This is a genomic window from Neorhizobium galegae (assembly GCF_017877055.1).
Taxonomy (GTDB): Bacteria; Pseudomonadota; Alphaproteobacteria; order Rhizobiales; family Rhizobiaceae; genus Neorhizobium; species Neorhizobium galegae_D.
On sequence record NZ_JAGIPG010000001.1, the window covers coordinates 129,241 to 142,996 of the forward strand.

Genomic DNA, 13,756 nt, shown 5'->3' on the forward strand with positions numbered 1-13,756 from the left:
GATGACATCAGAGACAGAAACGCTCTTTCCGCGCAGCCTGGTCGTCGATATCCGCCTCGACGACGACCCGCGATACAAGGGCAGCATTCACGACGATGCGGTGGCGCGGGCGCGGGGTTACAAAGCGGCACTGGTTCCCGGTGCTTTCGTCTATGGCCATATGGGCCGGGTGGCGGTGGAGGCCTGGGGTCTCGCCTGGCTGGAACGCGGCGGCATGGGCGCCAGTTTCCGGCGTCCCGTCTACAATGGCGACCGATTGACGTTCAGTGCGTCGGCGCTTTCGGGCGATGCCGAAATGCGCAGGTCCGCCGTCGTCGTCGCAAATGGGGATGGTGAGGAGGTTGCGAGTGGCTGGATCGGCCTGCCGGACCTGTCACCGTCGCTTCCGGACCTTTCAGCCTTCGCGGTGTTGCCGCGTCCTGATCCGCCGCCAGCAGTCGCAATCGGCCGGCTTACACCCGGAACGCCGTTGACAACCGCCGACAGGCTGCTGACCGAAGAGGAATTCAGGCGATCTCTCTCTGCCTTCGACGAGCAGCATGCCCTGCATGCAAGAGACGGGATCGTGCACCCGGGATGCCTGATGCGGCTCGCCATGGGCGATACGCACAACAGTTTCCGGTTCCCATCCGCAATCGTGCTGACGGCAGTCGAAGCACAGCATTTCGGGGTCGTTCATCCGGGAGAGAGGCTGGCGACGGTCGGCACGGTAGCGGACATCTGGGTCAGGAACGGCAAGTATTATTTCCAGAGCGAGGAGTTTCTACGCGCCGATGGGTGTCTCGTGGCGCGCTTTCTGCGGACGCAGATCTACGGCTACGAAAACACCTAGGAGTGGGCTGTGCAGGCCTTTTCGGGCTGGTCTGAAATTTAACGGTAAAGTTGCTTGCATACGGATGCAAAGTAAGTGATGCTTCGGTTGGAGGACGGGTGCTTTCAAAGTGCCCGATAAAAAGAGGGAGGATTTCGAGGATGTCAGAGATGCGGCCTTTGAGCGCCTAGCCTTGCCGGCCCCCGCCGGCGGGTTTTAGCGGCCCCATGGGGCAATCTTTTTCCAGATTTGTGGATACCTAATCGTGCCAGTGCCGACGACGATCAAATCAGTCGAAGCTTTTCAGGTCATGTGGGAGCCGAACGAACCGCCGGGGCGCCGAAGCGCCATCGTGCGGGTGACGACGGTGGAGGGCATTGTCGGTCACGGCGAGGCATCGCCGATGATGGGCGGCGAGCATTCGCTTGGCGTCGTCAGGGATTTCGCGCCGTCGCTCATCGGTGCCGATGCACTCGATCACGCGGTGCTCTACGACAAGCTTCTGCATAAATATGTGAAGCTCGGGCCGGAAGGCGCTGTGACCGGGGCGCTGGCGGCGCTCGATATCGCGCTCTGGGACATCCGGGGCAAGGTCTTCAACCAGCCGATCTACAAACTGCTCGGCGGCGCCTGGCGCACCGAACTGCCCTTCTATTCCTCGATCGGCGGCAATGCCGGCCGCACCCTGGAGGAGACCGTGAAGGCGGTCGAGGCACGCTGGAAATCGGAAACGCCGGCGGCGATCAAGATTCGCTGGGATGGCGACCGCACCCGGCAGGACTACGACATTCCCGGAGATATCGCCAAGGCGAAGGCGGTTCGCAAGCTGGTCGGCGACGACTTCCCGCTCGCCTTCGATGCCAACAATCAATATTCGGTCGGCGGTGCGATCCGGGTCGGCCGGGCTTTGGAGGAGCTCGGCTACATCTGGTTCGAGGAGCCGGTACAGCACTACAACGTCCGCGCCATGGGAGAAGTGGCGCAGCGGCTCGACATCACCGTTTCGGCGGCCGAGCAGACCTACACCACGCAGGCGGTGGTCGACATGATCAATGCCGGCGTGCGGATGGTGCAGCCGGACATCATCAAGATGGGTGGCATTACCGGCCTGATGCAATGCGCCGCGATCTGCTTTGCGCACGGCGTCGAACTCGTACCCCACCAGACCCAGCCGACGATCGCCCACACGGCCAACCTGCAGGTGCTGGCGACGCTGATGCACAATACCAAACCGGCCGAATTCGCCGATCCGTCGGCACGGATGCACGTGGCCTTCGAGAACCCGCCAAAGCCTGAAAACGGCAAGTTCAAGGTGCCGGGAGGGCCGGGCCTGGGACTCATGATCAAGGATGCCGAGTTGGACAAGCGGCGAACGTAACTTGTCTTTGGGAGGAGATGATGAACGTGAACAGAAGAGAATTCCTGGAGCTCGCCGCTGCGGCGACGGCTCTCAGCGTAGTCGGAACAGGCGCGGCCCGCGCAGCGTCGAGCGCCGACGTGGTGCGGATCGGCATTGCCGCCAACGGGCCGCGCACCAGCGATCCGAACCAGACGACGCAGGGCTCCGACAACTGGGCCACCGAACAGATCTACGAACAGCTGGTGCGCCCCGAAGACGGTGATTTCGCCACGACGCCGGACAAGTACGTGCCGACGCTGGCGACCGAATGGTCCGCATCGCCGGATGCGAAGACCTGGACCTTCAAGCTTCGCCAGGGCGTCCAGTTCCACAAGGGTTACGGCGAGATGACGTCGGACGACGTGGTCTTTTCCTTCAAGCGGGCTATCACCGACGGCACCAACAAGACGATCATGGCGAATGTCGCCGACGTGGTCGCCAAGGGTCCTTACGAGGTTGCTGTCCAGCTCAAGTCTCCGGACGTGAATTTCCTCGGCACGACGGGCTTTTCCAACAATACCTCGATCGTCTCCAAGAAGGCTTTCGACAAGATCGGCGCGGAAAAATTCATGACCGACGCGGTTGGCACCGGTCCCTACGAGCTCACCCGTTTCGACGCGGAATGGGGCACGGCGATGAAACGTCACGAGGGTTACTGGGGCCAGAAGGCCAAGATCGCCGGCGTGGAATGCGTCTATATTGCCGATACCACGGCCCGGACGCTGGCGCTCCTTTCCGGCGACGTCGATCTGATCGAGGCGGTGCGTGCGCCCGGCTGGGTGGATTCCATGTTGCAACGCGATCCAACCTTGCAGTTCGACATGACGATACCGGGATCCTTCAACACGCTGCACATCAACCTGACCCGCAAGCCTTTCGACAACCTGAAAGTCCGCCAGGCTATCATGTATGCGATCGATCGGCAGGCGGTCGCCGATGCCCTCAAGCCGATGGGTGGTTTCATGGCCGGATTGCAGCCGGATTTCTTCCCCGCCGGTTTCAAGACCGCCGATCTGCCGCCGGAACTGCAATATAAATACGATCCGAAGAAGGCGAAGGCGCTGCTGGCCGAGGCGGGTTTCCCGAACGGCTTCGATTTCGACAGCAATTGCAGCCAGCGCGAGGACTATTCCTCGACCATGCTGATCGTGCAGGAACAACTTCGCGCCGTCGGATTGCGCATGAACCTGAAGATCGGCGACCACACGGCCTATCATGCCGACAATCGCAGCGACAAGAACACCCTTGCCATGCATTCGTCGAGCTACCCGCCGATCCCGACGCAGCTCTATTTCCAGCAGCTTTCGTCGAAATCGGAAGTGAAGTCCGACGGCAAGGGTGGTGGCAATTACAGCCACTACGGGACCGCCATGCCGGGGATCGATGCGCTGCTCGACAAGGCGTTGATGGCAACCGACTACAAGACCTATGTCGATACCTGCAAGCAGATCGAGCTGCAGGTGCTGCGCGACCTGCCCTTGATCGGGCTTTCCACCCTGTCCTTCACCGTGGCTCGCAATGCGCGGCTGGACATGGGCTACAAGGTCAAGAGCGGTTACGCCCGTTGGCGTTTCCATCGCGCCACGAAAAAAGCCTGACGGCTTCAAAACACGGGTGACAGGCCAATGGGCAGGTACATGCTTTACAGGCTAGCCGACGCCATACCGACCATATGGTTGGTGCTGACGCTCGTGTTCATCGCCATGCGTATCCTCCCGGGTGACCCGGCAATCGCTGCTCTGGGAGACGGGGCTCTCCCGGAACAGCTTGCTGAGTTCCGGGAGAAAATGGGATTGAACGTCCCGATCTGGCAGCAATATTTCAACTTCCTGATCGGCACGCTGACGCTCGATTTCGGCAAGTCCTATATGAACGGCGCGCCGGTCCTCGATCTCATCGCCCGCAATCTGCCCTACACGATCCAGCTCACGGTGGCGGCGATGATCCTCGGCACCGTGATCGGCATACCGTTCGGGGTGCTGGCGGCCGTCAAGCGGGGGAAGCTGCCGGATTCCGGCATGCGGATCTTCTCTCTGGTCGGTTATGCGGTTCCGGATTTTTATCTGGGTGCGCTGTTTTTGATCGGGTTTGCGCTGAACCTCCGGTGGTTTCCGATCAACGGGGCCGGCAGCGGTTTTTTTGATATCCTCCACCACCTCTTCCTGCCGGCGCTGACGCTTGCGCTGGTCAAGGCGGCCTTCATCGGACGCCTGACGAGAACCTCCGTGCTCGAAGTCCTTGGCAAGGACTACGTGCGCACCGCCCGCGCCAAGGGAGCGCGCGAAAACCGGGTGATCTACCGCCACGCGCTGCGCAACGCCCTGCTGCCGCTTGCAACTGGTATGGGATTGAGCCTGCTGGCAACCCTGTCGGGATCCGTCGCGGTGGAGCTGGTCTTCAATCGCCCCGGCATCGGCCGCCTGCTCATCCAGTCGATTACCGAACGAGACTACGGCGTCATCCAGGGCGGAGTGGTGGTCTTCGCGCTGATGGTGGTCTTCGTCAACCTGATGATGGACCTCCTCTATGTCGTCATCGATCCACGAATTCGGGTGAAGTAATGACAATACTCCCAGGCTCCGTCGGAACCCTGTCCGCATCCGACGATATCGAACATGCGATCGCGCCGGAACCCGGCAGGACGGCGCTGCTGAAGGACATGCTCTTCGGCCAGGCCTCGACGATCTTTGCCTTTTCCGTCGTGGTGATTTTTCTTCTCGTCGCGATCCTGGCGCCCTGGCTCGCCCCTTATGATCCGCTGGCGCAAAGCGTCCTGTCGATCAACAAGCAACCGTCCTGGGCGCATTGGCTCGGCACCGACCAGTTCGGCCGGGACGTGCTGTCGCGGATGATCCACGGGTCGCGCAATTCGCTGCTGTTCGGGCTGATCTCGCCGGCTCTGGCGGCTTTCTTCGGAACCATACTCGGCGTGACGGCGGGTTACTTCGGCGGTGTCGTCGACCGGGTGATCAGCCGTGTCGTCGACCTTCTCCTGGCCTTCCCGGAACTGCTCCTGGCGATCATGATCGCAGCGGTGCTTGGCGGGGCGTTCTGGAACATCATTGCCGTCATCACAGTCGCCTTCATCCCTGGTTTTGCACGCGTGGCGCGTGCCTCGACCCTGGCGGTCAAGCAGGAGCCCTATATCGAAGCCGCCGTTGCGGTCGGCCTTCGCACGCCGACGATCATCATCCGGCATGTCATCCCGAATATCTCAGCGCCCATCCTTGTTTTGATGACGCTTTGGGTCGCATCCGCCATCCGGCTTGAGGCGTCGCTGAGCTTCCTCGGCATCGGCACCCGTGCGCCCAATCCGAGCTGGGGCAATATCATCCGGGACGGGCTGAACAACCTGTTCGGTTCACCCTGGCCGATCATCGCGGCGGGCTTTGCGATCACCTGCGTCGTGCTGTCGTTCAACCTTATGGGCGATGCGGTGCGCGATGTTCTCGATCCGGAGACGACGCGATGACGATTGCGCCTTCGCTATCCAGGCAGCAGCCGGTGTCTTCCACCCATCCGGGGCCTCTGCTGAAGGTCGAGGACCTGTCGATCGAGTTCGGGCCGGAGGGTACGGCAGTGCGTGTGGTGGAAGGTGTCAGCTTCAGCATCGACGCCGGTGCTGCGGTCGGCATCGTCGGCGAGTCCGGGTCCGGAAAATCGATGACCTCGCTTGCGGTGATGGGGCTGATCCCCAGTCCACCGGGGCGGATCGCGACGGGGCGGATCCTGTTCGAGGGCGTCGATCTGCTTGGCCTGCCGCGCTCCAGGATGCCGGAGATCCGCGGCCGGGACATCGCGATGATCTTCCAGGAGCCGATGAGCTCGCTCAATCCGGTGATGACGATCGGTGACCAGATCGGCGAGGCGATCAAGCTGCATGAGAAAATGGGCCGCGAGGAGCGGCGCCAGCGCATCATCGAGTTGCTGAAGCTGGTCGGCATTCCCGATCCGGAGCGCCGCCTCGGCGCCTATCCGCACCAGTTCTCCGGCGGCATGCGGCAGCGGGTGATGATCGCCATGGCGGTCGCCTGCAACCCGAAGCTCCTGATCGCCGACGAACCGACGACCGCGCTCGACGTCACCATCCAGGCGCAGGTGCTCGAGCTGATGCACAAGATCCGCCGCACCCTGAACACCACCATCCTCTTGATCTCGCACGATCTCGGCGTCATCGCCGATATCTGCGAGCGGGTGATCGTCATGTATGCGGGCAAGGTGGTCGAGGATGCGGATGTCAAGACGATCTTCCGGAGCCCGAAACATCCCTATACGCGCGGCCTGCTGCAATCGATCCCGCGGCTGAAGGACGAGAATACGCGTCTTTACCAGATCCCCGGCATGGTGCCCTTGCCCGGCACGATCAAGCAGGGCTGTCCGTTCTTCCCGCGCTGTCCCGATCGGATCGACAAATGCGCACGGGAGACACCGCCTCTCCTTGAAATCACATCGCAACAGAAGGCCGCCTGCTGGGTCTCGGCGGGGGCGACGTCATGAATATTGCTGTGACCGGAGATGACCTCGTCGTGGTCAGAGACGTGGGCAAGACCTTTTCGGAAGCGGGAGGCCTGGTCTTCGGCCGCTCCCAGCCGAGTGTGAGGGCGGTCGACGGCGCTTCCTTCGAGGTGAAGCGCGGCGAGACGTTGGCGCTGGTCGGGGAATCCGGCTGCGGAAAATCCACCCTCGGGCGGCTTCTGCTGCGGCTTATCGATGCCAGCGAAGGCGAAATCGCCATCGACGGCGTCGATATCCTGCGTCTCAGTTCCAACGATATGCGCCAGATGCGGGCCCGCGTGCAGATGATCTTCCAGGATCCCTACGGGTCGCTCAGCCCGCGGCGCTCGGTTGCGAAGATCATTGCGGAACCGCTGGAAATCTTCGGGTTGGTGCAAACGAGGAAGCAGCGCCGCGATCGTGTTGCCGAACTGATGATCCAGGTGGGGTTGTCGCCGACCTTCATGGACCGGTATCCGCGCCAGTTCTCCGGAGGCCAGCGGCAGCGTATCGGGATCGCTCGCGCCATTGCTGTCGATCCGCAGTTCATCGTTGCCGACGAACCGGTATCCGCGCTTGATGTCTCGGTGCAGGCCCAGATCGTCAACCTGATGCAGGACCTGCAGAAAAGCCGCGGTTTCTCCTACCTCTTCATCGCCCATGATCTCTCCGTGGTCCGCCATATCGCGGATCGGGTCGCGGTCATGTATCTCGGCCGGATCGTTGAAATCGGGCCTAAAAAGCGGATCTACGATTTCCCGAGTCATCCTTACACCCAGGCGCTTCTCTCGGCGGTGCCGGAGCCTGACCCGGAAACGCGGAAATCCCGGATCATCCTGAAGGGCGACGTGCCGAGCCCGGCCAATGTGCCGACCGGCTGCAGCTTCCATACCCGCTGTCCGATCGTGCAGCCGGTTTGCAGGACGGAACGTCCGCCGCTTGTGGAAACCGCCAGCCGCCATTTGGCTGCCTGTCATTTCGCCAAGCCGCATCCCATCCCTTTGTAGGCCTCGTCGAGAACCTCGGCAGAGGAGTGTTCGCCATCGAATGCCCACCGTCGGACGGAGAATTCGATGGCGGAGGCGTTTGCGCCACGCCCTGCCGAGAAAAATCCATAGGTATGCTTGTTTTACCGAAGGTGGCAGTTAAACTGACCTTTATCTGATGGCATCCGAGGTGACGGCTTTTCATGACACATGAATTCATCCAGGCGCTCGCGCGCGAACTCGCTCCCGACGTCTTTTTCGGGGATGATATCCCGGTTCGCTTCCACAATGATTGGGGCGGTCTCGCGCCGGTCGTGCCGCTGGCTTTGGTGCGGCCGCGCACGACGGAGCAGGTCTCGGCAACGCTGCGCCTCTGCAACGAGTTCAAGGTGCCAGTCGTGCCGCAGGGCGGTTTGACGGGGCTTGCCGGCGGTGCGCGGCCGATCGAAAATGGCGTGGCGCTGTCGCTCGACCGCATGAACGGTATCGAGGACGTTGATACGGTGATGGCGACGATGACCGTGTTGGCGGGCACGCCGCTCAGCGTCATCCAGGCGAAGGCGGAAGAGGCGGGGCTGTTCTTCGGCCTCGATCTCGGCGCCCGGGATTCCTGCGTCATCGGCGGCAATCTCGCCACCAATGCCGGCGGCAATCGCGTCATCCGGTTCGGCATGGCGCGCGAACATGTGCTGGGCCTCGAAGTGGTGCTGCCGGACGGCACGATCGTCACATCGCTGAACAAGATGCTCAAGAACAATGCGGGCTACGACCTCAAGCAGCTGTTCATCGGTTCGGAAGGCACGCTGGGCGTCATCACCCGCGCCGTGCTGCGCCTGCAGGCGAAGCCCGCGGAGCTTGCAAGCGCCTTCTGCGGCTGCCCGGATTTCCCCTCGCTTCTGGAACTCCTGAAGAGCGCCCGTCAGGGCATGGGATCGGCGCTGACCTCGTTCGAGGTGATGTGGCCGAGCTTTTACGACTTCATGACGGGTAAGCTTCCTGACCTGCGCCGCGCCTTCAAGGAGCCGCATGGGATCTATGTGCTGATCGAAACCGGCGGGCGCAATGCCGAAGAAAACCGGGCGTTGCTGGAGCAGGTGCTGTCGGATGCGCTGGAAGCCGGCTGGGTTTCCGATGCGGTCCTGCCATCCTCGGAGCGCGAGACCAAGGACCTCTGGGCGGTGCGCGAAAGCGTATCGGAATACGGCAAGCTGATGGGGCCGCTGACCGCCTTCGACGTCGGCCTGCCGACCAGCGCCGCCGGCCGGGTGGTCGACGAGATCGAAGCCGCGATGAAGGTCCGCTGGCCGGACGCGATCGCGCTCAGCTACGGCCATATCGGCGACAGCAACCTGCATCTCGTCTGCAACATCCCGTCTTCCGGCAGCGACCAGCCGCACAAGGAGATCACCGAACTGGTGTTCGGTTCGATTGCGCGCGAAGGCGGCACGATTTCCGCCGAACACGGGATCGGCCTCCTGAAGAAGCCCTATCTCAAGCTGTCGCGCACGCCGGAGGAGCTGGCGCTGATGGCGCGCATCAAGCTGGCGCTCGATCCCAACAACATTCTGAATACCGGCAAAGTGCTTTCCGTCTGAGCGGGATAGGAGGCGCCGGTGAATCGACATTTTCAGCCCGTCAAAGTGCTGCTTCCGAATGAAGAGGTGGCGCGCCGGCTTGCCGATGCCATCAGGACCGGGTTTTTCCGGCTCGGCTCGCGCCTTCCGTCCGAACGCAGCATAGCCGAACAGATGCAGGTGAGCCGCCCGACTGTGCGCGAGGCGGTGAAACTGCTGGTCGAGGCGAATATTTTGACCGTCAGACCGGGCGCCGGCGGCGGCACGTTCGTCAGCAGCGAGATCGTGCCGCTCGACCTGATCGTGCCGAGGCCGGACATGCGGCCGGGCGATATCGACGAGGCGATCGAGGTGCGCCGGCTGATCCTGCCCTGGGTGGCGCAGATCGCCTCGCAATATGCCGAGGATGCGGATTTCGACCGGATGCGGGAGGCGATCCGGTTCGGCCGGGATGCGTTGCCGCCGCCGGAGGTGACCAAGAGCAGCCCCGAACATATCAATTCGATCATCATCGCTTCGATGCGGTTCGATCTGGCGCTGGCGCAGGCGACCCGCAACAGCCTTGTTCTGGAATTGATGGAACTGCTGCTGCAATGGGTGGAGCCGATGCGGCGCGGGACGCTGCATACGCGGGCCGATCTCGCGCTGTCGCTCGAACTGGTCGAGACCATGATGCAGGCGATCGAATCCGGCGACCCGGCGCAGATCGCCGAGATCACCGAAAGGCGTCTCGGCATTCTGGAAAATGCGCTTGAGGAACAGACCGGGCGGCGCCTTCGCCGCAACCGTAGGCGGGCCGATGCGGGCTGATCAGCGCTCCAGCCTTTCGTGCCAGGCGGTGCGATAGGTAGCAACGTCCCAGGATGGCGCGGGCACGGCGCGGCCGGGTTTGGTGTTCGGCGAAATGCCGGCCAGAAGTGCTGCGCCCTGGCTGGTGCCGGTCGAGCCGGGGAGGGCAATCACCTCGCGGCCGAGCAGAGCGCCCAGCGCCTGGAGATAGGCCGGGTTGGTGGAGAAAGGGCCTTCGACCAGAACCGGCCCCTTGGCGCCGATGAGGTCGAGGCAGGTCTCCGTCATCAGCGCGAGATAGAGGCAGGCTGCCGCCCAGCGCTGGGCAGTCGAGGCATTGGTGTCGTTGATCCATTGGCGCTCGTGGCCCGGGAAGGGGCCGGAGCCGGCGGCAATGTTCGGCAAGAGCATCAGGCCACTTTCGATGACATAAGGCACGGCCGCAAGCGCCGCTTCCGGCGATAACGCACCCAGCTCCACCGTCAGCATCTCGAATTCGCGGCCGCCCATGAAGCGGCTCGAGGGCACGGCGCGGCCATAGGCATCGACGTTGGCAAGCGCGTCGCGTCGCGGATCGAGGTGGTCGAGATCGCCGCCGACCGCGAAATTGATGACCCAGGTGCCGGTGGAGACGACCGCGAATGGCGGTTCCCGTCCCACCAGATGCGGCAGCAGCGAGGCATTGGAATCGTGGATGCCGCAATGGACCGGGACGGGTGTCGTGAGGCCGATCCGGGCTGCGATGTCCGGCAATAGCGGACCGAGCGTGTCGAAGGCCGAACGGACGGGCGCCATCAGGTCGCGGATGCCGAGCGTATCGACCAGCGGGGAATAGGTGCCTTCGCGCGGCCGCCAGAGATCGGTGTGGCAGCCGAGCGAGGTGACTTCGTTCGCCGTCACGCCGGTCAGCAGGAACGCCCAGTATTGCGGGTAGGTGAGGATGGTTCGGGTGCGGGCAAAGGCTTCGGGAAACGCCGTCTTCTGGTAATGAAGTTGTGCCCCGACATTCAGCCCGCCGGACAGGGACGGCGAGAAGGTGTCCGAAAAGGACGGGCGGATGGACTGGTAGGCTCTGCGGACGTCTTCCGCATATTCGTGTTCGTAATCGAGTACCGGCAGGGCCAGTTTGCCCTCGGCATCGAGAAGCACCGCCGATGCGCCGTGGGTGGTGATCGAGATCGCATCGAAGCCGGGTTGTTGGACAAAGGCAGAGAGGGCTTCGAGCGCGAAGGTCCACAGAGCTTCGATATCGTAGTGCGGATAAGGCGGCCCGGACAGAACCCGGTTCGGCGCGCGCCTTTCGGCGATCTCCTCGCCGGTCGCGCAGTCGAGCACCACGACCTTGGCATTGGTCTTGCCGATATCGAGGACCGCGATTTTTTCGGGCATGGTCATGGCAGGTGGAAGACCGTTACCAGATCGCTCTGGACCGGCGAATTGTCGGGATTGGTTTCCATGATGTCGGCCATGTGCGCCCACCATTTCTTCATCACCGGATGGTCCGGCAGGCCGGCCATCGTGTGGTCAGCCGGTCGCGTCAGCACGCCGAACAGAATGTTCGTCTCGCGGTCGAGATGGATGGAATAGTCGCTGGCGCCTGCCTGGTGGAGGAGATCGACAAGCTCCGGCCAGATCTCGTCATGGCGCTTGCGGTATTCCGCTTCCATGCCGGGATTGAGTTTCATCTTGAAGGCGTGTTTTTCGAGCGTCATCAGCTCATTTCCTTGATGCGGCGGGCGATGATCGGGATGGCGATGGTGATGATCAGGAGCAGGCCGACGAAGATCGACATGACGATGCCGGGCACGTTGAGGAGGCCCAGTCCGAAGGTGACGAGGCCCATGACAAAGGCGGCGATGACGACGCCGGCGATCGTGCCCGCACCGCCGAGGATGGAGACGCCGCCGAGCACGACCATGGTAACGACTTCCAGCTCCCACCCTTGCGCGATCGAAGGGCGGGTCGAGCCGAGGCGGGAGGTGAGGCAGACGGATGCGACACCCGCCATCACGCCGGTCAGCAGGAACAGGATGAACTTCACCCGTTCCACCGGAATGCCGGAAAAGCGCGCCGCGAATTCGTTGTTGCCGATCACATAGACCTGCCGGCCGAAATTCGTGGCGTGCAGGAGGATGCCGAAAGCTGCGGCAAACACGAGGAACAGCAAGAATTCGAAGGAGAACACCCAGGCCACATAGCCCTGGCCAAAGTAAGCAAAACTTGCCGGGTATTTGCCATAGGCCTGGTCGCCCAGCACGATATAGGAAATGCCGCGGAAGAGGCTCATCGTGCCGATCGTCACCACGATAGACGGCAGCTTGAGGCCGGCGACGAGCAGGCCGTTGAACGCGCCGCAGAAAAGGCCGGTGCCGATGCCGATCGCCACCAGCCCCGGCGTGCCGATACCGGCCTGGGCTGCGGCGCCCATCGCGGTCGAGGCGAGCGCGATGATCGCCGCCACAGACAGATCGATCTCGCCGGCGATGACGAGCAGCGCCATGGCAAAGGCGATCATCGCCTTTTCGGTAAAGTTGAAGGTGGCGTCGGAGAGGTTCCAGGCATTCAGAAAGTAAGGCGAGGCGAACGAATTGAAGACGAAGATCAGCACCGCCACGCCGAAGAGCAGAACTTCCCAGCTCGCGAGGAGACGTGAGGTCTTGCTGCCGAGCCGGTCGGGGATGACCCGTTTCGAGGAAACGACGTCGCTCATGCGGACACCTCCTTTGCACCCCGATCGCGCAGGATGATGCGGCCGGCCTTGCGTTCGGCGCGGGCGTTGAAGACGACGGCGAGCACGATGACGATGCCGGAGATCGCCATCTGGGCAAACGGTGAGATGCCGATGACGGGCAGCGCGTTCTTGATGACGCCAAGGAAGAGCGCGCCGAGCACGGCGCCGCCGACCGAGCCGATGCCGCCGGCGATCGAGATGCCGCCGATGACGCAAGCGGCAACCGTATCCAGTTCGAAACCGGCGGCGATATCCACATAGGCGACCGCATAACGCGACACCCAGAGATAACCGGAGAGGCCGGCGAGCGCGCCCGACACCACGAAGGCGATGAACTTGGTCCAGCCGATGTCGATGCCGGCATAGATCGCCGCCGTCGGGTTGCCGCCGGATGCGTAGGCCGCGCGGCCGAAGGGCAGGCGGGTCAGCACGAACCAGGCGCCGAGCACGATGAGGATAGCGATCCAGGAGAGAATCGGCAGGCCGAGCACCGGCAGACGCGGCACGTTCAGGAAGGTAGGTCCCATCTGGTGGGCATTCACCCAGCCGCCGCCCGACAGCACGAAGGCCATGCCGCGGTAGATGGTCAGCGTTCCGAGCGTCACCACGATGGGGGGAATCCGCAACGCCCAGACGAGGTAGCCGTTGATCGCCCCTAGGAAAGCGCCGATGCCGATCGCCATGACGATGAGCAGGGCCAGCGGCAGATCGGGATAGGCAGCGTTGGTCATGGCGACCGCCATGCCGGTGAAGGCAAGGTTGGCGGCGACCGAGAGGTCGATCGATTTGGTCAGGATCACCGTCATCTGGCCGAGCGCCAGGATGATCAGGATCGAGGTATCGTTGAAGATGTTGGCGAGATTGCCGGGAGCTGCAAAGCCCTGGGCGCGGGTGGAAAAGCCGGCGATCATCAGGGCAATGATGACGGTAAGCAGGATTTCGCGGTTCTTCAGGAGGCGGTTCATGGGTCTC

Annotated in this window: 13 protein-coding genes; 9 read left to right on the forward strand and 4 right to left on the reverse strand. The window is 62.8% G+C overall.

Annotated features, from left to right (window positions below; translation table 11 throughout):
- Position 1: 1 nt before the first annotated feature.
- From J2857_RS00605 to J2857_RS00645, 9 genes are all read left to right on the forward strand, one after another.
- Positions 2-832: a MaoC family dehydratase gene (locus J2857_RS00605; RefSeq protein WP_210008071.1), complete on the forward strand. Its 831-nt coding sequence runs from the start codon at positions 2-4 to the stop codon at positions 830-832.
- A gap of 244 nt (positions 833-1,076) precedes the next feature.
- Positions 1,077-2,189, forward strand: coding sequence for a mandelate racemase/muconate lactonizing enzyme family protein (locus J2857_RS00610; RefSeq protein ID WP_210008072.1), 1,113 nt, complete (start codon positions 1,077-1,079; stop codon positions 2,187-2,189).
- Positions 2,190-2,215: 26 nt separating this feature from the next.
- Complete coding sequence (locus J2857_RS00615; RefSeq protein ID WP_210008073.1) at positions 2,216-3,808, forward strand: ABC transporter substrate-binding protein; 1,593 nt, start codon at positions 2,216-2,218, stop codon at positions 3,806-3,808.
- Positions 3,809-3,847: 39 nt separating this feature from the next.
- On the forward strand, positions 3,848-4,771 hold the full coding sequence (locus J2857_RS00620; protein ID WP_205412822.1) for an ABC transporter permease: 924 nt from the start codon (positions 3,848-3,850) through the stop codon (positions 4,769-4,771).
- Entirely contained in the window at positions 4,771-5,682 is a 912-nt protein-coding gene (locus J2857_RS00625) for an ABC transporter permease (protein WP_210008074.1), read from the forward strand. The genes J2857_RS00620 and J2857_RS00625 overlap by 1 nt, the downstream gene beginning before the upstream one ends.
- Complete coding sequence (locus tag J2857_RS00630; RefSeq protein WP_210008075.1) at positions 5,679-6,707, forward strand: ABC transporter ATP-binding protein; 1,029 nt, start codon at positions 5,679-5,681, stop codon at positions 6,705-6,707. Before J2857_RS00625 ends, J2857_RS00630 begins: the two co-directional genes overlap by 4 nt.
- Entirely contained in the window at positions 6,704-7,711 is a 1,008-nt protein-coding gene (locus J2857_RS00635; RefSeq protein ID WP_210008076.1) for an ABC transporter ATP-binding protein, read from the forward strand. Before J2857_RS00630 ends, J2857_RS00635 begins: the two co-directional genes overlap by 4 nt.
- Before the next feature lie 182 nt (positions 7,712-7,893).
- On the forward strand, positions 7,894-9,285 hold the full coding sequence (locus tag J2857_RS00640; RefSeq protein WP_210008077.1) for an FAD-binding oxidoreductase: 1,392 nt from the start codon (positions 7,894-7,896) through the stop codon (positions 9,283-9,285).
- A gap of 18 nt (positions 9,286-9,303) precedes the next feature.
- Positions 9,304-10,074 (forward strand): FadR/GntR family transcriptional regulator, encoded by a 771-nt coding sequence (locus tag J2857_RS00645; RefSeq protein WP_210008078.1) that lies wholly within the window; start codon positions 9,304-9,306, stop codon positions 10,072-10,074.
- Here J2857_RS00645 and J2857_RS00650 read toward each other — a convergent pair whose 3' ends face one another.
- From J2857_RS00650 to J2857_RS00665, 4 genes are read right to left on the reverse strand one after another with little or no spacing between them, the layout of a single operon-like run.
- Complete coding sequence (locus J2857_RS00650) at positions 10,075-11,448, reverse strand: FGGY-family carbohydrate kinase (RefSeq protein WP_210008079.1); 1,374 nt, start codon at positions 11,446-11,448, stop codon at positions 10,075-10,077. It lies immediately after the preceding gene.
- Positions 11,445-11,765 carry an L-rhamnose mutarotase gene (gene rhaM / locus J2857_RS00655; protein ID WP_210008080.1) on the reverse strand — a complete coding sequence of 107 codons (321 nt, stop codon included), beginning with the start codon at positions 11,763-11,765 and terminating at the stop codon, positions 11,445-11,447. Before rhaM ends, J2857_RS00650 begins: the two co-directional genes overlap by 4 nt.
- On the reverse strand, positions 11,765-12,763 hold the full coding sequence (locus J2857_RS00660) for an ABC transporter permease (protein ID WP_210008081.1): 999 nt from the start codon (positions 12,761-12,763) through the stop codon (positions 11,765-11,767). The genes rhaM and J2857_RS00660 overlap by 1 nt, the downstream gene beginning before the upstream one ends.
- Positions 12,760-13,749 (reverse strand): ABC transporter permease, encoded by a 990-nt coding sequence (locus tag J2857_RS00665; RefSeq protein WP_210008082.1) that lies wholly within the window; start codon positions 13,747-13,749, stop codon positions 12,760-12,762. Before J2857_RS00665 ends, J2857_RS00660 begins: the two co-directional genes overlap by 4 nt.
- Positions 13,750-13,756: the final 7 nt, after the last annotated feature.